Below are 21,540 nucleotides of genomic sequence, written 5' to 3'. Positions count from 1 at the left end.
GGGCGCAAAACGCCCTTATACTTACTAACTTGTTTGAGGAGAAGTTCTTCCACTCAGAGATTTTGAAGATTTGCGCGTAGTTTGGGTTTCTTCTGCGGGAATAAATTCAATGTGATTGAGTAAAGTAGTCACAAAAGCGAATAACAAGAAAGGTAAAGACAAGACTACGATTAAAGCTAAAGTAGCTAAAGCGTAGATTTGACGAGTACTACTCCAAAGAGCTAAACTAGCAGCTAAGCTGATGAAGATAACGATTAACCAAACGATGATTTGACCATAAATATCACCAAAACTTAAGGTACAAACCATGCGATATTTTTGTAAATTGACATCCATTATTTTAATCCGTGTCTAAGCTAAATCTGATAACTTAACTTTAGTCTATCTCAGCCAAAATTTAAAGTGCCTATTTGATTTAACATTTCGGTTAAGACGAGACTTAGAAGGAAAGAAGACAGGCAGACAAGGGAGATAATATATGTAAATAAATACTTCCTTGTCCACTTTTTCTCCTGATCACCTTTGTCTTACCCCTGGGGTGGGAATTAAGGTAACTTATGATTTATTTTCTCGACGAGTTAATAACACTGGACAAGTAGCGTTAACACGGATATAGTCAGATAGGGATGTTCCGAGTAAACGGTCTAAATCTGGTAGAGTTTTAGCGATAGATGGACGGCGATCGGGAGCTCCAATCATCAGTAAATCTACGTTATTTTCAGATGCTATTTCACAGAGTGCTTCTCCCGGTTTACCACCAGTAACGATCGCCTTATAGTTTAAGCTCATTCTTTTAACTTTAGCGATCGCTGGTGCTAAAACGGGGTTATTTTCTGTTTCTGCTTTAGAGAGAGGGAGTAATTCTGGTTTGAGATCAGGATTAACTCTCACTAAATATAATTGCACATCGGGATAGTCTTTAAACAGATGTATAGCTAAATCCAGACAATATTCTGATGTAGCAGATTTATCTAAACCTATCATAACTCGTTTGATTTTGCGCACATAGATATCATCTTTCACTAGTAACATAGGACGATTAGTCAATTGAAAGACGTATTGACTCACAGAGTTACCGAGAATCGCTTCTAAACCTTTGATTCCACGTGAACCCATAATCAACAAGTCGGCGTCTATTTCCTCTGCTACTTGACATACCGTATCTTTTGGTTCACCTTGTTTTAATATGGTATCGATTTGACTAGGAGCAATATTGAGGCTTTTTAATTCTTCAGCTAGAAATTTAGTACCTTCGGCTAGTTTTTCCGTGGTAGCATCACTCGTAGTCTGCTGTGGTACTACGTGTAAAAGGGTGAAGTGGGCACGTTGGATCGCTGGTAAATCTAGTAAAACCTTGAGCATATCCTGAGTATGTCCTGTTCCGGAATCTGCGTATAAAATCTTGTTGATCATCGTTGTTAAACCATCTAATTTATAGCTTTCGTTTTTTAGAATACTGCTATTTTTGACGAGAAAATTTAACAACTTATTACGAATAAGCCAATCAGCTATAATTATAATAAATCTTCAAAAATATTCATGTTTCTTAATACTGTGCAGAAGAAGCTTCTGTTTAATAACGAACCAAGTCTAGAATTATGGGGTATCTTGTGCGTCTATTTCGTACAAGGAATACTAGGCTTAGCTAGATTAGCCATAAGTTTCTTTCTTAAAGACGATTTAGGCTTAAATCCAGCACAAGTAGCAGCTTTAACGGGAATAGCGGTGATTCCCTGGGTAATTAAACCTCTATTGGGGTTTGTTTCCGATGCTTTTCCTCTCTTGGGATATCGACGCAGATCCTATCTATTCCTCTCGGGAATCCTCGGTACAATGGGCTGGTTAGCTTTAGCGACAATAGTCCAACAAGCAGCAACAGCAGCAGCAGCGATGTTACTAATTTCCGTGTCAGTGGCGATCGCCGATGTGATTGCTGACTCTTTAATTGTGGAAAGAGCGAGAAAAGAGAGCAACGCTGAGGTAGGATCATTACAATCTCTCAGTTGGGGAACAGCAGCATTAGGAGGTTTAATTACCGCTTATCTGAGTGGTTGGCTACTAGAAAAGTTAACAACACAGATGATTTTCGCCATTACCGCTATTTTTCCCTTATTAGTAAGTGCAATTTCAGGGTTAATCAGGGAACAACCTAGAGAAAAAACTACACAACCCCAACTAGTAATAATCAAAGACTCTTGGACAAAACTAACTCAAGCTTTTGGTCAACGTTCGATTTGGTTACCTACAGCGTTTATCTTTATTTGGCAATCCACACCTAACGCTGAAGCGGCTTTTTTCTTTTTCCTAACCAATGAACTAGAATTTCAACCCGAATTTTTAGGAAGAGTTCGCTTAGTCAGTAGTCTAGCTACCTTATTGGGTATCTGGTTATATCAACGCTACTGTAAAGAAATACCCTTCCGAGTAATTTTAGGTTGGACAACAGCACTTTCTACTATTGTTGGTCTTTCTTCTCTAATACTAGTTACTCACGCTAACCGAGTGATTGGTATCAGTGACCAATGGTTTAGCTTAGGAGATAGTCTCGTACTAACGGTAATGGGTCAAATCGCCTTTATGCCTATATTAGTACTCTCAGCCCGTCTTTGTCCTGTGGGAGTAGAAGCGACCTTATTTGCTCTATTAATGTCTATCCTTAACTTAGCTGGCTTTTTATCCAATGAGTTAGGGGCTTTACTTACTCACTTTTTAGGAGTAACCGAGACTAATTTTGAGCTGTTGTGGTTATTACTGTTAATTACCAATCTCTCTAATCTGATACCGTTACCTTTTCTGGGGTGGTTACCTTCAAAGCAAGAAGAAATCGTCTCCTCAACCTCTTTCCCACCTGTAGAGGTATGGGAACACGGACATAACAAAGCATCTGGAGAACAATCTTTTCTACCTGATGTTTTTCCAGAATTCATCAATTCAACTAAACAATCCTAAAACTATGCAGACTATCCAGGAAAAATCCTATAATCGCGAAGATTGGTTAAAAGGGTATCAATCTCAACCCCAGGAATACGACTATTCTATCACCAGTATCCAAGGAACAATCCCTAGTGAGTTACAGGGGACATTGTTTCGTAATGGTCCTGGTTTACTCGATATCAATGGTATTCCCATTCGTCATCCTTTTGATGGTGATGGGATGATTTCCGCGATTAGTTTTAATAACGGTAAAGCTCATTTTCGCAGTGCTTTTGTTAAAACTGAAGGTTATCTAGCTGAACAAAAAGCGGGTAAAATTCTCTATCGGGGTGTCTTTGGAACACAAAAACCGGGGGGATGGTTGAGCAATATCTTCAATTTGAAGCTAAAAAATATCGCTAATACCAATATTATCTATTGGGGTGGTAAATTACTCGCTCTTTGGGAAGCTGCTGAACCCCATCGTCTCGATCCTCAAAATTTAGCTACTTTGGGATTAGACGATCTAGATGGTATTTTACAACCAGGCGACGCTTTCGCGGCTCATCCCCGTATCGATCCTAGTTGCGAGTTAGACGGTGGTAAACCCTGTTTAGTTAATTTCGCCATTAAACCTGGTTTATCTACTAAGATTATCGTTTATGAATTGAATCCTGAAGGTAAATTGTTGCGTCGTTATGAACATATTACCCCTGGTTTTGCTTTTATTCATGACTTCGCTATTACCCCGAATTACTGTATTTTCTTCCAAAATGCGGTTAGCTATAATCCTCTTCCTTTTCTGTTGGGTTTAAAAGGTGCGGGAGAATGTGTTAATTTTCAATCAGGACAACCTACTAAGATTATCTTGATTCCTCGTCAACCTCCCCATTTAGATGTTAAGGTTTTAGAGGTGAACGCAGGTTTTGTCTTTCACCATGCTAACGCTTTTGAAGAGGGAGATACTGTGTGTCTCGATTCTATCTGTTATCAGTCTCTACCTCAAATAGATCCTAGTAGTAGTTATCAGGGTGTGGATTTTGATAGTTTAGATCCTGGTCAATTATGGCGTTTTCGTCTAAATTTAACTAGTAAAGAGGTGAGTAGTGAAATCCTCGAAAGTCGCTGTTGTGAGTTTCCTACCCTTAAAAGCGATCGCGTGGGGAGAGATTATCGTTATGTCTATATGGGTGCAGCTCATAATGAGACGGGTAACGCTCCTCTACAAGCGATCGTCAAAATTGACCTATCAACTGGCGATCGTCTGATCTCTTCTTTTGCACCTAAAGGTTTTGTCAGTGAACCGATTTTCATTGCTAAACCCAACGCAACTCAAGAAGATGATGGCTGGTTGATGACTGTAGTTTATAATGCCCAAAGACACGCTTCTGATTTAGTAATTTTAGATGCTACTAATCTAGCTACTGTGGCTTGTTTAGAATTAAAGCATCATATACCTTACGGACTACATGGAAGTTGGACTCCTGTTATTTTCTAATCATGTTGTGATTCTCAGGGTGCGCTAAGCACCCTTAATAGTTTATGTTTAATTTGGAAAAGATTCGCGATCGCCTGCTGGTGAAAACTAGTCATGAAGTTCATAATACCTATAGGGAAAGAAGAAACTGGTTTAGATTAATTTTAAAATTAAAAGCTTCGGTTATTCCCGCTATTTTACCTAGAGTTATTTTATGTTTTAGTTTCGCTTTATTAATTTCCTGGTTATATTCTTTAGGTATTGAAAAGGTTTCTTTAGATACTCTCAATGGTCTTGTTCCTACTATTGTCTTGGGTTTACTATTAGTTTTTCGGACTAATACCGCTTATGATCGCTTTTGGGAAGGTCGTAAATTATGGGAACGTCTAGTTAGCACGAGTAGAAATTTAGCGAGGTTTATTTGGGTAACTATCCCTGACAATAAACCTAACCACAGAAAGGAAAAAGTTAAAGCTTTAAAATTAATAGCTGCTTTTTCAGTAGCGACTAAGTTACATTTACGTTCAGAAGATGTTAATCAAGAGTTAGTAGAATTAGTACCTCCAGAATATTTAACAGAGTTAAAAGCTGTCAATCATCGTCCTTTGAAGATAGCTTTCTGGTTAGCTGACTATTTCCAAAAAGAATACGATGAGGGACGTTTAATTATTCTCCAAATGGTTTCTTTAACTAAATTATTAGATATTATGGTAGATTGTTTAGGTGGTTGTGAAAGAATCCTCAAAACACCTCTCCCTTTAACCTATAGTATTCACCTCAGACAATTGGCGTTATTATATTGCTTGAGTTTACCTTTTCAAGTGGTTAATGAATTATTATGGCTAACCCCATTTTTTGTGAGTTTTGTGAGTTTTGCCGTGTTTGGAATCGAAGAAATTGGGATTGAGATAGAGAATCCTTTTGGTCATGATCATAATGATTTAGCTTTGGATCAAATTTGTTCTACGATGAAAATTAATATTAGAGATTTAATGAATTTAGATCCTCAAAATGTTTAACTTAAATAAACTGCGCGATCGCTTATTAATTAAAACTACTCAAAATTGGCACGATAGTTACTCAGACAGAACAAGTTGGTTTAGATTAATCTTAAAGTTACAATTTTCAGTTATTCCCGCTATTTTCCCGAGAGTTTTATTTTGCAGTTTTTTTGGTTTATTTATTTCTGGTTTATATAACTTAGGAATAACAGCAGTTTCTCTGCACATACTTAATAGTCTTGTGCCAACTATTGTTCTAGGTTTATTGTTAGTTTTTCGGACAAATACCGCTTATGAACGCTTTTGGGAAGGTCGTAAATTATGGGGAATGATGGTTAATACGACTCGCAATTTAGCTAGGGGTATTTTGATTTATATTGCCGAGAATAAACCTAGTCACAGAGAAGAAAAAATCAAGGCTTTACGCTTAATAGTTGCTTTTGCCGTAGCTACTAAATTACACTTACGTTCAGAAAAAATCAACTCAGAATTAGCTAACTTAATGCCTCTAGAATGGTTTAATAAACTGCAACAGATGAATCATCCTCCCCTAGAAATAGCCTTCTGGTTAACTGATTATTTACAAAGACAACAAGAGGAAAATCGCCTCAATACTTATCAGTTGGTTAGTCTAACTAAATTAGTAGATGTATTAGTAGATTGTCTCGGCGGTTGTGAAAGAATCCTGAAAACGCCTGTACCTAAAGCTTATACAATTCATTTAAGACAGTTAGTATTACTATATTGTTTAACCATTCCTTTTCAAGTAGTTAGTGAATTATTATGGTTAACAGCACCTTTTGTGGGGTTAATTAGTTTTGCTGTGTTTGGAATCGAAGAAATTGGGGTGGAAATCGAAGATCCTTTTGGCTATGATCCCAATGATTTACCACTGGATCAGATTTGTCGAACTATGCAGGTTAATATAGAGGATTTAATTACTTTATCACGATATGATTCAAGAATGATAGATTAGCATCTCTTGTGAGTTAGTAACTATTGCTAGTAAAATATTAAAGGAAAGCGATACGTCACAGTATGTTGTTAATAGAATATTGAAGACAAGGCTATAAAAAAATATATGTTTAATTCTACGCACAATCTTCCCTGTAAAACCAAAATAGTAGCAACCTTAGGACCTGCGAGTAAAGATCCAGGGATACTACGCCAAATGATTCAAGCAGGAGCAACAACCCTAAGATTGAATTTCTCTCACGGAAGTCATGAAGTACACGAACAAAGTATTCGCTTAATTCGCCAAACAGCTTATGAATTAGCCCAACCAGTAGCAATTTTACAAGATTTACAAGGACCAAAAATCCGTCTAGGAGTATTTAAACAGGGAGATATTGTCCTTAAACCAGGCGATCGCTTTATTTTAACTAGTCATCCAGTAGAATGTAACTCAGAAATTAGCTCTATAAGTTATGAATACCTAGCCGAAGAAGTACCAACAGGAGCAAGAATCCTACTTGATGATGGTAAAGTAGAAATGCTCGTGGAATCCGTAAAAATCGACGCCAAAGAATTACATTGTCGGGTTATAGTCGGTGGAGTACTATCTAGTAATAAAGGGGTCAACTTTCCAGGAGTCTATCTATCTGTAAAAGCTTTAACCGAAAAAGATAAAAAAGATCTGATGTTCGGTTTAGATCAAGGTGTAGATTGGGTAGCCTTAAGCTTTGTTCGCAATCCCCAAGACATTCTAGAAATTAAAGAAATTATCGCCAACGCCAGTAAGTCAGTCCCCGTAATCGCTAAAATCGAAAAACACGAAGCGATCGAACAAATGCAGGAAATTCTCTCTCTCTGCGATGGAGTCATGGTCGCCCGTGGAGATTTAGGAGTAGAATTACCACCAGAAGACGTACCCATCTTACAAAAACGTCTGATTGCTACTGCTAATCAATTAGGAATACCCGTCATTACCGCTACCCAAATGCTCGATAGTATGGCTAATAACCCTCGACCAACCCGAGCTGAAGTTTCCGACGTAGCTAATGCTATACTAGACGGGACAGACGCAGTCATGCTCTCCAATGAAACCGCAGTTGGTAAATATCCCGTGGAAGCTGTATCTACTATGGCTACCATCGCTGAACGGATCGAACGTGAAGAGTTTAGTAGTAAACAATACCCCGTTAATAAATCATCTATTCCTAACGCTATTTCAGGAGCAGTTAGTCAAATCGCTCAACAATTAGACGTAGCAGCAATTATGACCCTAACTAAAACCGGTGCTACCGCTCGCAACGTCTCTAAATTCCGTCCCCAAAAACCAATTTTAGCCATTACCCCCCACGTTAGCGTCGCTAGACAGCTACAACTAGTTTGGGGTGTTAAACCTCTATTAGTACTGGATTTAGCCAACAACACCGAAACTTTTGCAGCAGCACTCAATGTCGCTCAAGAAAAAGAACTACTTTCTAACGGTGATTTAGTAGTTATGACAGCAGGAACTCTTCAAGGTGTCTCGGGATCTACGGATTTAATTAAAGTAGAAGTAGTTAAATCTGTCCTCGGTAAAGGCGTAGGTATTGGTAAAGGTATGGTTACTGCTAGAGCTAGAGTTGCTCATCACCCTAAAGAAATTACCCATTTTACCCCTGGAGATATTCTAGTTGTTTCTACCACTAGTGCTGAATACGTAGATATGATTCGTCATGCTTCAGGCGTGGTAACAGAAGTAGGTCGTTTTAATAGTCACGGTGCTCAGATTTGCCTACGCTTAGGCATTCCTGTCATCGTTGGGTTTGAAAACGCCACTCAAGTTGTCCGCGATGGTGCAATCATTACTCTTGATATTAATCGTGGTTTGGTTTATTCAGGGTTGAAGGGTAAAAATTAACGGATCTCTCATTGATTATGGAGTGAAACCTAGACTTAGGGTGGATTTCCCTCCTGAGTCCTGTCTATAAATATGTAAAGTTATAGTTATACTTGATAAGAGAAATAAATCTATAAGATAAAATAGGGATAATATGTTTAAATAAGCCGTAAAAGTGTTTAAGTCTGAACAAATCCTAGAAAATCGCTACAAAATAGCTAAACAGCTAGGGCGCAACTCGGGGGGGCGTCAAACTTGGTTCGCCGAAGATCTCACCAAAATGGATTTTGTCACCGTAAAACTCTTGGCTTTTAACCCTCAAATGCGTTGGGAAGACTTTAAATTATTTGAACGAGAAGCTAAAATCCTACAACAACTTAATCACCCTCGCATCCCTCACTATCGGGATTACTTTGAAATAGACGAGCAAGGAGTTACCTGGTTTGCCATTGTACAAGACTATATACCTGGTTTCTCTCTACAAGAATTATTAGCACAACAAGTACGCTTAACTGAAACAGATATACGCTCTCTAGCCATCGCAATTTTAGAAATCCTTGAATATCTCCATAATTTATTCCCCCAAGTCTTGCATAGAGATATTAAACCTAGTAACTTAATTCAAGGACCATATGGTCAAATTTATCTAATTGACTTTGGAGCGGTTCAAGCTCAATCTAATCAGGATAATTCTACTTTTACCGTGGTAGGTAGTAGTGGTTATACCCCCTTAGAGCAGTTTTGGGGAAAAGCTGTACCTGCTTCTGATATCTATGCTCTCGGTGCTACCCTGATTCATTTACTCACGGGAATTGCACCAGCTAATTTACCTAAAAAAAACTCTCGCATTATCTTCGCCGATCAAGTCAATATTTCTGCTAGTTTACTCCATTGGCTCAATAAATGTACCGCTCCAGAAGTAGAACAAAGGTTTCAAAACGCCTCAGCAGCTCTTCTTGCTCTTACTAAACCTCTAGTTAAGCATAATTTTACTCATAATCAAAGACCTGCTTATACTCGCATTCAGTTAATTGAATCTTCCGATAAGTTGTCTATTTTTCTACCCGCAGGAGGTTATCGTAGGTTAGCTAAAATTATTGACCCCGATTTTTGGTCAGTAGAAAAAAGAATTTTTGCTCGGATTATTGGGGAGTTAAATGAAGTTTCTCCCATTAGTATGCTGATTATTTTAATGAGTCTTGCTATAATTGCTTACACCATTGGATTACAGTTAGTATTCTTTTCAATTATTACAGCTAAATTATTACTTATCTATGGGGAACGCATGGATCTTTATCTAGACTTGGAAAAGGTAGAATTAATTAGACAAAGTTTGGGTTTGGTTTATGGGGGTAAAAGGCTAGATTTAAGAGAGATAACCGATGTTAAATTAAAAAAAAGAACAGGTATCTATGAGATAATACTGGAAACAGAAACCGATAAATTCTTGATAGGTCAAGCTCTTAGGGAAGATGAATGTCTCTGGTTGATTAACTCTATAAATGATTGGTTAGAATTGGTAAAAACGAAAAAATAATGTTAGAATACACTTTACCTATCTATTTAAATATATTAGCCTTTATTATTATTTTAATTCTGATTAAGTTGATGATGACCATGAAAAAACGTGGGAAAAAAACAGAAGTAAGAGTTACAGAAAAAAAATTAAACTTGACAGCGATTACTAAACAAGCTGTAAATGAAACTGATATCGATGATTTTATTGAGAAGATTATTCCCGAACTAGTCACAAGCTTAAAAGTAGATTATATACAGATTTTGGAGTTATTACCTAACCAATGCGTGCTATTTTTAAAAGCAGGTTATGGTTGGAAATCGGGATTAGTAGGAGCAGCCACAGTTAGTGCTTCTGTTAATAATTTATTTGGTTATACTTTAGCGCAACCAGAACCAGTAATTTTTAGAGATTTACCTATCGAAACTCGCTTTAGGGGTGGCCCTCTCTTAGATAATCACTATATAATTAGTGGTATAACCGTAACCATTAGCAAAGATGCACATAAATACGGTTTATTGGGGGTATATAGTCAAGAGAATCGCAATTTTAACCAAGAAGAAATAGATTATTTATTGTCTATCAGTCATTTATTAACTTTTGTTTTCAATAATCAGCAACAACAAGAAAACTTAGCCTTATTCAAAAGAGCAGTTGATGCTAGCTCCAATGGTATTACCATTACCGATGCTCTAGAATTAGAAAATCCCATTATCTATGTCAATAAAAGTTTTACAGAAATTACAGGTTACCCATCAGAAGAAGTGATAGGTAAAAATTGTCGCTTTTTACAACAGGGAGATAATCAACAACCAGAATTAACAGCCATACGTAAAGCTATTATTGAAGAAAAAGAATGTCATCAAATTCTGCGCAATTATCGTAAAGATGGTACATTGTTTTGGAATGAATTAAGTATAATTCCGATTCGCGATCGCCATGGTTGTTTGACTCACTTTTTAGGTATCCAAAACGATATTACTAGTAAGAAAATGGCTACAGAAAAACTCCAAGCTAGTGAGTCTCGTTTTCGGGCTATTTTTGAACAAGCAGCGGTAGGAATTGCCCAAATATCCTTAGATGGAACTTTCCTCAGAGTTAACGAAAAAGCTAGTCAAATTTGGGGTTATACCCCCACAGAATTACTAAATATCAATTTTAAACATATTACCCATCCCGATGACTTAGAAATTAGCGAGCATCTCTATCAACAACTTCTTAATAATCAATTACCCACTTTTACTCAAGAAAAACGTTATCTACATCAGGATGGTTCGATAGTTTGGGGTCAAGTTACAGTATCCTTGGTTAAAGAAGCACAAGAGCAAGATTCCTATTTTATTGCTGTAATTATCGATATCACTCAACGCAAACAGCTAGAAACTGAATTAGAAAACTTTAATCGTAGTCTTAAATACCTTCATAAAGCTAGTACTCAACCTCATTACGATTTTAAAATCTTATTATTCAATTATCTAGAAACAGGTTGTCATATCCTCAGACTCAGTACAGGAATCATTACTGAAGTTAATCAAGGTTATTATAAAATTAATACTGTCTATTCTAATAATTTACAGCTTAATACCAGTATAATTGTTCCTGTAGAAGATACTTTCTGCAATCAAGTTAAGGAAAAAGAACAAACCATCTCTTATAATCAGATTGGGAATAATCCCGAGTTAAATCAACATCAAGCTTACCAAAAATGGAAACTAGAAAATTATATCGGTACACCTATTTGGGTTAATGGTAAAATTTATGGAATCTTGAGTTTTTGGAGTAATAAAATGAGAGCAGACAATTTTAGCCCTAATGAATGTCAAATCGTAGAATTAATGGCTGAAAGTATCGGTAAACTCTTACATAGTCAAGAAGTAGAAAAAGTAAAATTAGCTAATGAGAAAAGATTTAATAGCATTTTAGGTTCACTAAAAGATGGGGTATGGTCAATTGATATTAAAAATCATCAAGTACTTTATATTAATAGCACATTAGGGGATATTTACGGTTATTCAGTCAATCAGTTTATTGAGAATCGCAACCTATGGTTAGATTTAATTTACCCAGAAGATGCCGAGAAAGTCAAAAAAGTTTCAGGAGAATTTTTACGCAAAAGGACAAGTAAAGATTTAGAATATAGGATTATTAGATCTGATGGAGAAATTATATGGATACGCGATCGCGCTCAATTTATTTATGATAGTTTAGGTAATCCGCTCAGAATTGATGGCATTGTTACAGACATAACCGACCGTAAACAAATAGAAGAACAACTCAGACAAGAAAGAGACTTACTCAATGGGATTACTCAAACTAGTGTAGCAGCAATTATGGTATTAGGCTTGCAAGGTAAAATTATCTTTGCTAATGTAAGAGCAGAAGAAATCTTAGCGATTGCTAAAGAAGACTTGTTAGCATCTTATTATAATCCTGATACCTGGAAAATCAAAGATTTTGACGGCAATCCTCTATCTGAAGAGGAGTTACCCTTTAGTATGGTGATGCGTACCCAAAAACCAGTATTTGAAGTCTTACATACCATAGAATGGCCCGATTATACGGTCAGATTTTTATCAGTTAATGGTGCACCTTTACAAAACGAAACAGGAGAAATCAGGGGAGTAGTTATCTGTATCAATGATATTACAGAACAACAAACCCTGGAAAAAAGATTAATCTATAACGCTTATTATGACTCCTTAACCAAACTACCTAATCGAGTTTTATTTACAGAATTATTACACGATTCTCTAGAACAGTCTAAATTAAATCCTGATTATCTTTTTGCGGTATTATTTTTAGATTTAGATCGTTTTAAAGACGTCAATGATGGTTATGGACATCAAATAGGCGATCGCCTGTTAATCAGTTTTGCTCAGAGAGTCAAAAATTGTTTACGCCAAAATGATATTCTTGTCAGACTCAGTGGGGATGAATTCGCTATCTTATTAGATCATCTCAACCACCAAGAAGACGCCATCGCTATAGCTAAACGCATTCAGCATAGATTGCAAAAACCCTTTAATATTAATGGACAGGAAATCTTTACAGGTGTTAGTATTGGCATAACCTTTAGCTCCATTGGTTATGAAAGCGCCACGGATTTATTACGAGACGCAGATTTAAGTATGTATAAAGTGAAAGAAAATGGGAGAGGAGGTTATCAAGTATTCATCCCTACTATGCACGACGAATTATTAAACCGCGTACGTTTAGAAACCGAATTGCGCAAAGCGATCGAAAAAAACGAATTATGTCTTTATTATCAACCAATTTTATCTTTGGCAACAGAAACACTAGTAGGATTTGAAGCTTTGGTGCGTTGGTATCATCCCCAATATGGTTTAACATCACCCGCAGATTTTATACCTGTTGCAGAAGAAACGGGTTTAATAGTCAATATTGGTGAATGGATTTTACGAGAAGCTTGTTTACAACTGCAAATCTGGCAAAAAAAATACCCAGCAGCTGAATCTCTGACTATGAGTGTCAATGTCTCGGGAAGACAGCTAAAGGAAGCTAATTTAGTAGCTAATATCGAAACTATTCTTCAAGATACCCAAATTGAACATCATCTGCTTAAATTAGAAATCACCGAAACTGTGCTGATGGAGAATGAAAGTAGTAGTATTACTATGTTAGAAAATCTGAAAAACAAAGGAATATCTCTCTGTTTAGATGATTTTGGTACAGGTTATTCTTCCTTATCTTATTTACACGACTTCCCCATTAATATTTTAAAAGTAGATCAATCTTTTGTGAGGCGGATTGATGAACAATCAGATAAAATAGCGATTATAAAAGGAATTATTGCTCTAGCTCATAGTTTGAATATCAAAGTAATCGCCGAGGGAATCGAAACTAGAAAACAATATTCTTTTTTAAAATCTTGTGGTTGTGAATATGGACAAGGGTATTTATTCTCTCGTCCTTTAGAAGCGGCGATCGTCGAATCAAGAATTCAGCAGGAGGGTTGGGTATGGATTTAAATATCTTGAAATCCTGGCAAAAAAAGCCTTATTTTCCTGCTGGTATTGCCATCATTATCAGCATATTAAGTCTGGTAGTTTGGCACAATTTAAAACAATTAAGATTAAAAGAAAGCCAACAAGAGCTAGAGATTATTAGCAGTAGTATTCAAAGAGAATTAGAATTAGGAACAGGAGAAATTGTCGCTAGCTTAACCAATTTAGTTGCCACGGAAACTAAATCAGAAGAAATAAGTAGCATTGTTCAAGAATTTCCCGGGATTCAAGGAATAGCAGTTATTGCTCAAAATCAAGAAATGAATTACTTATTAGAATGTGATTGTCAAGATATTGTCAACCCGATTATGCAAGCCAAATTACCTCAGAGTAATCAAAGCAAAATTACCCCAACCTTTACCTTATTAGTTGAAGAAAGATATTTTTTAATCTATGTACCTAAAAATAGTCGAGAATTTCTCGTAGCTCTAGTTAATCTAGAAAAATTTATTCACTCATTAGAGCATCATTTACCCCATTATTATATATACTTATCAAAGCAAGGTCATAAAATTTATGAAAGTAAAATAATTGCCACACAAAACGAGCAAATAGCTCCAGTCAAACAAACTATTCAACTACCAGAAAACCAATGGGAATTAAGAGTAGGCTTGGTAAACACCCCTAATCGTACTAAACAGAATATCCTAACTCAAAGCGTTTTAATAGGAGGAATATTAAGCGGAGGTTTATTAGGAGGAACTATCCATTTATTGCAAAAAATAGAACAACAGAAAGAAGCGCGTAACCAAGCTGAGGAAGAAATAGAGCGTCTGTTTATACAAATAGAAGATTTATGTTGTCTAGCAGATTTTAACGGTTATTTTCGACGTTTAAACCCCGCTTGGTCAAAAACTCTCGGTTATAGCGAATCAAAGTTACTAACTACTCCCTATCTAGACTTTATCCACCCCGATGATCATCAACTAACTACAGAAAAGATGACTAAACTAGTCACAGGGGAAGAAACAGCAGTAATGTTAGAAAATCGCTATCGTCACGCAGATGGAACCTATCGTCATTTAGCTTGGCAAGCAACAGCAAGTCTAGAAACAGGCTTAATCTACGCTGTAGCTAGAGATATGACTCAACAGAAACAAATATTATTAGCTTTAGAAGAGAATCAACAACTAGTCAAGAAAATTGTTAACAATCTACCAGTTATTATTTATGCTTTAGATGAAAAAGGAAATTTTACCCTTTCTGATGGACAAGGATTAGAGCATTTATATTTAAAACCAGCTATAGGAGAATCAGTGTTTACTATCTATAGGGATTATCCCGAGATAGTTAATCCTATTTCTCAAGTGCTAGAAGGTAACGATCGCATTTGGCAAGTTATAGTTAACGGAAGGGTTTATCTGAATAAAGCTAATCCGCTACGGGATGAAGAGGGTAAAGTAATCGGTTTAAGTGCTATTGCTTATGATTTAACCGAACAACAACAACTACAGATTCAATTAGATGCTAAAGAAGAATTCCTCAGTAAGATTATTAACACCATTTCTGACGCTATTTTAGTAGTCAATGAAGGGGGAGAGATTTTATTTTTTAATCCTCAAGCTGTGTATCTACTTGGTCGTAGTGAAAAAGAGTTAGAGCAGTATCATCTAGGTTTACCTATAGTTAATGGTAAAAGCACAGATATTTATTTATTACGCCCTAATGGAGATATCACCATCGCCGAAATGCAGGTAGAAACTATCTACTGGCAAAATCAGGATGCTTATTTAGTTTCTCTTAGAAATATTACCGAACGTAAACAAGCAGAAGAAAAGTTACAAAAAAACGAAGAACGTCTCCAGAGTATTTTAGGCTCTCTTGAAGATGTAGTGTGGTCTGCTGACCCTATAAATTTTCACTTAGTTTATATTAATCAAGCTGCTGCTAAAATCTTTGGTTATTCTCCTCAACAATTGTTTGACAATAAACAGTTATGGTTGGAAATGATTCACCCAGAAGATAGGGAATTTGTGCGCAATCAACTAGAATTAGTGAAAAACAGAGGTAAAATTGAGTTCGTTTATCGAATCCTAGACTCTGAACAAATTTGTCGCTGGATGTATTCTCGTTCTTGGGCTGTTTATAATAATCAAAAAGAAATCATACGTATTGATGGAATAGAAACAGATATTACCGCCAAGAAACAAGCAGAAACCGACCTACAACATCGCATTTTTTACGACAATCTGACTAGTTTACCTAATCGGGATTTTTTCTTATCTCATCTAGAATATATCTGTCAAACTCTAGGACAAAAAAACGAGCAATACTGTTTTGCAGTTTTGATTTTAGATCTAGACGAGTTTAAGGTAGTTAACGATGGTTTAGGACATACTTTAGGCGATCAATTACTCCAAGAAATAGCCATAAGGTTAAAAATGGTGATAGAGCCAACAGATTTTATCGCTAGATTAGGAGGAGATGAGTTTGGGATACTCTTAGAGAATGCTTCAAATTTAGAAGAGGCGATCGCCACCGTCACCAAAATTCAAGATTGTTTAGAAAAACCCTTTAAGATTGGGGATAATTCCGAAGTTTTTGTCAAAACCAGTATCGGGATAACTTTTAGTGATTTAGATTCAGTCTCTCCAGAGATGTTGATGCGTAACGCTGATACCGCTTTAAATCGTGCTAAAGCCATGGGTAAGAATAATCATGCTATCTTTAACCAAGAAATGCACGCTATAGCTTTAAATCGCTTAGAGAGAGAGTTAGATTTACGCTACGCTTTAGAAAATAATAACTTTGTTTTGCACTATCAACCCATAATTTCTCTAGTTAGTGGTAAAGTCTTAGGTTTTGAATCTCTTGTGCGTTTACAACATCCCACTCAGGGTTTGCTATTTCCAGGAGATTTTATCACTATTGCTGAAGAAACTGGTTTAATCGTTCCCATTGGCTTATGGATATTTCGTGCAGGTTGTGAACAGCTACAAAAATGGCACAAACAATTTCCCCAATACAGTAAGTTAAAATTAAACATCAATCTGTCAGCAAGACAATTTCACCATCCTAATCTAATTACAGCGATTGATAAAATATTAACCGAAACCAAAATAAAACCAGAGTTTATTAAGTTAGAGATTACCGAAAGTTTGTTTATGGAGCAAGTAGAGCACGCTATTAACTTACTACAAAAACTTCGTGAGAGAAATCTGCGAATATGTATTGATGATTTTGGTACAGGTTATTCATCTCTGAGTTATTTACACAAATTCCCCGTTAATACCTTAAAAATCGATCGCAGTTTTGTCAATGGTTTAGATAACAGCGTTGAGAGTGTACAAATCATTAAAATTATTATTAATTTAGCCCATAGTTTAGGGTTAGATACCGTCGCAGAAGGAATAGAAACCAAGTCACAATTAGAGTTTCTCAAATCTATTGGGTGTGATCAAGGTCAAGGTTATTTAATCGCTAAACCCTTATCAGTAGAAGCTGTAGAAGCTTATTTACAAGAAAAGTCAACAAGTTAACGAGTAACCCCTTGAATAACTGGTTGAATATTATTTCCTCCAAAAGGATCAGGATTACCAGTCCAATTAAAATCACTTATCCTTAAACTGAGAGAACCAATTTGTAAAACAGGATTATAACGTAAATAGATATTATAAGTTCTGCGACTATATTCTAAGATATAATCAGTACTAATCTCATCATCTTGATTTAAACTAAAAGAACTTTGTACCCCGATACGTATCGGTCCATAGATTTGTTGAGTGATACCAAAAGAAATAGTACTCGTATCCACAAAGCGATCAAAGAGGAAAGGGGAAGTATCTCCCCTGATTCCTTGACTAAAGCGGAGATTAAATCCAGTATAATCTAAAAAAGGACGAGAAAAATGACCCACTTGTCCTTGGATACCCACACTCAATCTTAAAGATGGTTGAGAATCCCCATTACCATAAATACTAGTTACTCCAGTTACACCTGTGTTGAGCTTTAAAAAAGGTCGCACAGGTACGGGAGTATAACGTAAACCTGCTTCTGCTGTAGCTTCGAGTGCTTCTCCTTGCCACAGATAAAAATCTCTACTCAAAGAAGCAGCAGTTTGAAAACGCACCAAAGTAGTTAAATTATCATCATCTGGATCATTACCGATTAACTCTAAGCGATCGCTTTCTGCTTGAATATTTTGTAAACCTACCTGATAGCTAAAATTAATCCCACTATTTCCTAGGGGTATATTGGGAGAAACCAAAACCGCACCTATGCTACTTTGTACCGTTTGGAATCCTAAAGAACCATTAAAGAGACGTTCACGATAATTATACTCAAAATTTAACAAGTAAGGACGCTCAATATCCCCTAATTCCCGAATTAAGGCTAATTTCGCTCTCAGCTTATTATTAAGATCCGACAATTCTAAACTAGGTAAATCAGTTGTAGCGATAACATCAGTACGCGGTGCAACATCAGCTTCTAACACCGTGTTGAAACCAAAAACAGCCGGGTTAAATAATCCCCCTTGTTCGTCTAACTCGGTACTATTAGTAACGGTAAAAGAATCAGGAAAAATAGCTTTTTGCAGTAAATATTGAGGAGAGACAGCAAACCTAACTCTCTCGGTATTAACTAACTCAATCCTTCTTTCAACATATAAACCCCCTCTTTCTTCTCCATCAAACTTGAATTGTACAACAGAAGGACGACGAGGACGACTATCAAAAACCTGACGATTATTCAAAATTGGCAGATTGGTTCTTTGATCTAACACTACACGGGATCTACTAGTAGTTAACTCCCCTATCTCTTCGTTAATCTGTCTGAAAGTAGCACTATCTGCTCTTACTTCTAATTCTGGTGGAGAAAAAGGATCATTAGTAAAACGGATATCTTCTGCTCTCCAACCCGAAGGGTAAAAATCGAGTTTAGCTGCTTCAAAGCGCAATCGGTTAACATTTCCACCGCTTTGTAATGATCTTCCTTCCCCGATCAGGTTAAAGTCTCTAACGCTTCCTAACACAAATTGATAACCATCTCTACCCACTACCCTTCTAAGAGGTTGATTAGCTTCGAGGCGATCGCTCAATGGTTGTGTCGGGATAGTATCTTCACTAGCTAGATTAGGGCTAAAATCTCTCCCTACCGTTGGTTGAAATATCTCCCCCCTAGGGTTTTTAATCACTCCTCTATCTTCAAAGAAGTTATATTCAAAACGTTCTCCCCGTATTATTTGGTCTCCCCGAATAAATACTACTTCCCCTTGAGCTACCGCTAGACGATTAATCAGATTAATTTGTACAGTATTAGCAGTTAAAGTTCCCCTAGGAAACCTAATCTCTACATTACCCCTAGCAGTAATAATTTGTTCTTCTTGGTTAAATTCTTGTTGATCTGCGATTACCTCAATTACCTCAATAACTTCTGTTTCACTAGGGATTGATTTACCTTCCTTAATTAGAGGAACTGTTTTAGGTTGTTTATCTAAGTTAATTACTTGAGTATCATCTCTAACAGGTGCAGCGACTACAGGTTGATCTACAGAGATTTGAGCTAATAACAGCAGTGAGAGCATTATTATGATAGATGGATTTTGGATAATATTGGGGCGATAAAAACTCACCCCTGACAGACTTTGGATCTTATTCTATATCTCTGTTTCCTGGATTACGCGCAGGATCACTAGATAAAAAGCCAAACACAAACAGACCGACAAAAAAGGCTACAGTTATATACACAACGATTTTTAGGGTTAGCATCGAGTTATTTCCCATCATTTAGAGTCCAAGATTGGATCTTATCATATTTTCGTCAAGCCTTGATAATATAGGAATTTCAGCTTAAATCTTAAAAAATCTTTATTTTTTAGGCTATGATATGTTAAACTCTCGTTGATAAGTTAGAGACTATTGCCGCATGATTAACTATTTTCAGAAAATCTTCTATATTTTGGGCAACGAAAATAAGAGAATTTTTCTTTTGTTGGTTGTCTTTATTGTTAGTTCTATAGCTGATTTTATTGGTGTAGCTATTATCGGTCCTTATACTAGAATGGTAACCGAACCTGAAACAATTTCTAGTCTTCAGTTTCTGAACAACATTTTTTCTTTTCTTAACTTACAAAATTATAATCAAAAACTTATTTTTCTAACGGTAGTAGTCATAGCAGTATTAGTTACCCAAGTTATTATTCTTTTATCTTCTCAATACGTTTCTCTTAAAATATCGGGATATTTACAAAAAAAAGTTGTTTTAAGGTTATTTGGAGATTATGTAAACGTTCCCTATAAATTTATATTGTCAGAAAGTTCTGCTTCCTTAACTAATTTTATTCAAGAAAGTGAGTCTTCTATCAGAGGTAATTTAATTGCTATTTTGCAAATTATCAACAATACTTTTATGCTATTTGCCATTTTATTTATACTAGTTCAAACCAGTCCAACTCTTTTAGTGATTATTATCGGAGTTTTATCTATTGTCTTTGTAGTAATTAACCGGCTTAATAATAAAGTTAAACAAGCAGGAAAAGTAAGAGTAGAAGAAAGAAAGAAAAACATTTCTACTATTAATCATACCTTTGGAGGGTTTAAAGAAACTAGGGTAATAGGTTGCGAAAGTTATTTTCAGAGCCAAGTAAGACAACAGTATGATAAATGTATTAATGCTGATGTGCTTGTAGGCATTATACAACAAGTACCAGGAGTTATTATTAAAAGTAGTTTAGTTATCGCCTTAGTTATATTTATAGGTATATCAGTAACTGTACTAGAACAAGACGTTAGAGAATTGACTCCGATTCTGGGTGTTTTTGGGGTAGCTGGTGTACGAGTTTCACCTGCATTTAATCTAATCCTAAACAGTTTGACGATGATTAAAAGTCAAGGTTACACTTTAGATGTACTTTATTTAAAACTGAAAGAAATTGAGAAATTAACCAAGGAACAAAAACAAGGAATAGAAAACTCAGAAACTCATAAGCATTTATCTAGTTCTTTTGATGAACTATCTCTAGTTAAGGTTGACTATACCTATCCTGGCAGTGAACAACCATCTCTACAAGATATATCTTTTCAGCTTAAAAAAGGTGAATCTATCGGGATTATTGGTAAATCAGGTGCGGGTAAAACTACTCTAATTGATGTAATTTTGGGGTTATTGCAACCTGATAGTGGCGATTTAAAAGTTAATGGAGTATCTATTTATGAAGATTTACGAGGTTGGCAAGATATATTAGGTTATATACCCCAAACCATCTTTTTAACTGAAGATACGATTGAGAAAAATATCGCTTTTGGTGTTCCTGAAAAATTAATCGATAGGGAAAGAATAGCGCGAGTTTTGAAAATGACTGAACTTGAAGAATTAGTCACTAGTCTCCCTAATGGTGTTAAAACACAGGTTGGAGAAAGAGGGGTAAGGTTATCGGGTGGACAACGTCAGAGAGTTGGGATTGCCAGAGCATTGTATCACCAACGACAAGTATTAGTACTCGATGAAGCTACCTCTGCATTAGATAGTCAAACCGAAAGTTTAATCACCGAAGCGATTAAGTCTTTAGCGGGAAATCAAACTCTGATTATTATTGCGCACCGTTTAAGCACTATACGTCATTGCGATCGCATTTGTTTACTAGAAAAAGGACGTCTAGTTAAAATTGGTAGTTATGACGAGGTTGTCTCAGAATACGAGAGTAGATATCAAGCTGGTGTTAGTTTAACGTGACATACTCCTACAGCGAATCAAAGATTATGGTGTAGGCTTCTTGTCTTTCACCTTCAGAGATGATTGACCGTTTTTGAGTGAGGCGATGCCCATCCCCACTTTTTTAATTA

General features: G+C 36.2%; 13 protein-coding genes. 9 read left to right on the top strand and 4 right to left on the bottom strand.

Annotated features, from left to right (window positions below; genetic code table 11):
* Positions 1-24: 24 nt before the first annotated feature.
* The gene (locus tag EA365_00935) at positions 25-336 is read right to left on the bottom strand and encodes a hypothetical protein (GenBank protein ID TVQ48894.1); all 312 of its coding nucleotides are present in this window, start codon (positions 334-336) and stop codon (positions 25-27) included.
* Between the two features lie 219 nt (positions 337-555).
* A complete protein-coding gene (locus tag EA365_00930) occupies positions 556-1,413 on the bottom strand; it encodes a universal stress protein (GenBank protein ID TVQ48902.1) in 858 nt (285 codons plus the stop codon).
* A 126-nt stretch (positions 1,414-1,539) separates the two neighbouring features.
* Between EA365_00930 and fbt the strand changes: the two genes are divergently transcribed.
* The 8 genes from fbt (at position 1,540) to EA365_00890 (ending at position 17,238) form a co-directional block, all read left to right on the top strand.
* Positions 1,540-2,949 (top strand): folate/biopterin family MFS transporter, encoded by a 1,410-nt coding sequence (gene fbt / locus EA365_00925; protein TVQ48893.1) that lies wholly within the window; start codon positions 1,540-1,542, stop codon positions 2,947-2,949.
* Between the two features lie 4 nt (positions 2,950-2,953).
* The gene (locus tag EA365_00920; GenBank protein ID TVQ48901.1) at positions 2,954-4,411 is read left to right on the top strand and encodes an Apocarotenoid-15,15'-oxygenase; all 1,458 of its coding nucleotides are present in this window, start codon (positions 2,954-2,956) and stop codon (positions 4,409-4,411) included.
* Between the two features lie 44 nt (positions 4,412-4,455).
* Positions 4,456-5,409: a hypothetical protein gene (locus EA365_00915; GenBank protein TVQ48892.1), complete on the top strand. Its 954-nt coding sequence runs from the start codon at positions 4,456-4,458 to the stop codon at positions 5,407-5,409.
* Positions 5,402-6,367, top strand: coding sequence for a hypothetical protein (locus EA365_00910; protein TVQ48891.1), 966 nt, complete (start codon positions 5,402-5,404; stop codon positions 6,365-6,367). The genes EA365_00915 and EA365_00910 overlap by 8 nt, the downstream gene beginning before the upstream one ends.
* A 105-nt stretch (positions 6,368-6,472) precedes the next feature.
* Complete coding sequence (gene pyk, locus EA365_00905) at positions 6,473-8,239, top strand: pyruvate kinase (GenBank protein ID TVQ48890.1); 1,767 nt, start codon at positions 6,473-6,475, stop codon at positions 8,237-8,239.
* A 154-nt stretch (positions 8,240-8,393) separates the two neighbouring features.
* Entirely contained in the window at positions 8,394-9,755 is a 1,362-nt protein-coding gene (locus EA365_00900; protein TVQ48889.1) for a serine/threonine protein kinase, read from the top strand.
* Positions 9,725-13,723: a PAS domain S-box protein gene (locus EA365_00895; GenBank protein TVQ48888.1), complete on the top strand. Its 3,999-nt coding sequence runs from the start codon at positions 9,725-9,727 to the stop codon at positions 13,721-13,723. Before EA365_00900 ends, EA365_00895 begins: the two co-directional genes overlap by 31 nt.
* Entirely contained in the window at positions 13,714-17,238 is a 3,525-nt protein-coding gene (locus EA365_00890; GenBank protein ID TVQ48887.1) for an EAL domain-containing protein, read from the top strand. The genes EA365_00895 and EA365_00890 overlap by 10 nt, the downstream gene beginning before the upstream one ends.
* Here EA365_00890 and EA365_00885 read toward each other — a convergent pair.
* Both EA365_00885 and EA365_00880 read right to left on the bottom strand, forming a co-directional pair.
* The gene (locus tag EA365_00885) at positions 17,235-19,283 is read right to left on the bottom strand and encodes a DUF3769 domain-containing protein (protein ID TVQ48900.1); all 2,049 of its coding nucleotides are present in this window, start codon (positions 19,281-19,283) and stop codon (positions 17,235-17,237) included. The genes EA365_00890 and EA365_00885 overlap by 4 nt on opposite strands.
* A 67-nt stretch (positions 19,284-19,350) precedes the next feature.
* The gene (locus EA365_00880) at positions 19,351-19,467 is read right to left on the bottom strand and encodes a photosystem II reaction center protein I (protein ID TVQ48886.1); all 117 of its coding nucleotides are present in this window, start codon (positions 19,465-19,467) and stop codon (positions 19,351-19,353) included.
* Positions 19,468-19,624: 157 nt separating this feature from the next.
* Here EA365_00880 and EA365_00875 point away from each other — a divergent pair, with 157 nt between their 5' ends.
* Positions 19,625-21,430, top strand: a complete 1,806-nt coding sequence (locus EA365_00875; protein TVQ48885.1) for an ABC transporter ATP-binding protein — start codon at positions 19,625-19,627, stop codon at positions 21,428-21,430.
* Positions 21,431-21,540 lie beyond the last annotated feature (110 nt).

Source organism: Gloeocapsa sp. DLM2.Bin57 (assembly GCA_007693955.1).
Taxonomy (GTDB): Bacteria; Cyanobacteriota; Cyanobacteriia; order Cyanobacteriales; family Gloeocapsaceae; genus Gloeocapsa.
The sequence above is the reverse complement of the archived record's forward strand: the minus strand, read 5'-3'. Positions and strand labels throughout refer to the sequence as shown.

Excerpts from the sequence above, each read along its gene's own strand:
- EA365_00935 (TVQ48894.1), bottom strand. The coding sequence starts at position 336 with ATGGATGTCAATTTACAAAAATATCGCATGGTTTGTACCTTAAGTTTT.
- EA365_00915 (TVQ48892.1), top strand. The coding sequence starts at position 4,456 with ATGTTTAATTTGGAAAAGATTCGCGATCGCCTGCTGGTGAAAACTAGT.
- EA365_00880 (TVQ48886.1), bottom strand. The coding sequence starts at position 19,467 with ATGCTAACCCTAAAAATCGTTGTGTATATAACTGTAGCCTTTTTTGTC.
- EA365_00875 (TVQ48885.1), top strand. The coding sequence starts at position 19,625 with ATGATTAACTATTTTCAGAAAATCTTCTATATTTTGGGCAACGAAAAT.
- EA365_00930 (TVQ48902.1), bottom strand. The coding sequence starts at position 1,413 with ATGATCAACAAGATTTTATACGCAGATTCCGGAACAGGACATACTCAG.
- EA365_00910 (TVQ48891.1), top strand. The coding sequence starts at position 5,402 with ATGTTTAACTTAAATAAACTGCGCGATCGCTTATTAATTAAAACTACT.
- EA365_00890 (TVQ48887.1), top strand. The coding sequence starts at position 13,714 with ATGGATTTAAATATCTTGAAATCCTGGCAAAAAAAGCCTTATTTTCCT.
- EA365_00885 (TVQ48900.1), bottom strand. The coding sequence starts at position 19,283 with ATGCTCTCACTGCTGTTATTAGCTCAAATCTCTGTAGATCAACCTGTA.
- EA365_00920 (TVQ48901.1), top strand. The coding sequence starts at position 2,954 with ATGCAGACTATCCAGGAAAAATCCTATAATCGCGAAGATTGGTTAAAA.
- pyk (TVQ48890.1), top strand. The coding sequence starts at position 6,473 with ATGTTTAATTCTACGCACAATCTTCCCTGTAAAACCAAAATAGTAGCA.
- fbt (TVQ48893.1), top strand. The coding sequence starts at position 1,540 with ATGTTTCTTAATACTGTGCAGAAGAAGCTTCTGTTTAATAACGAACCA.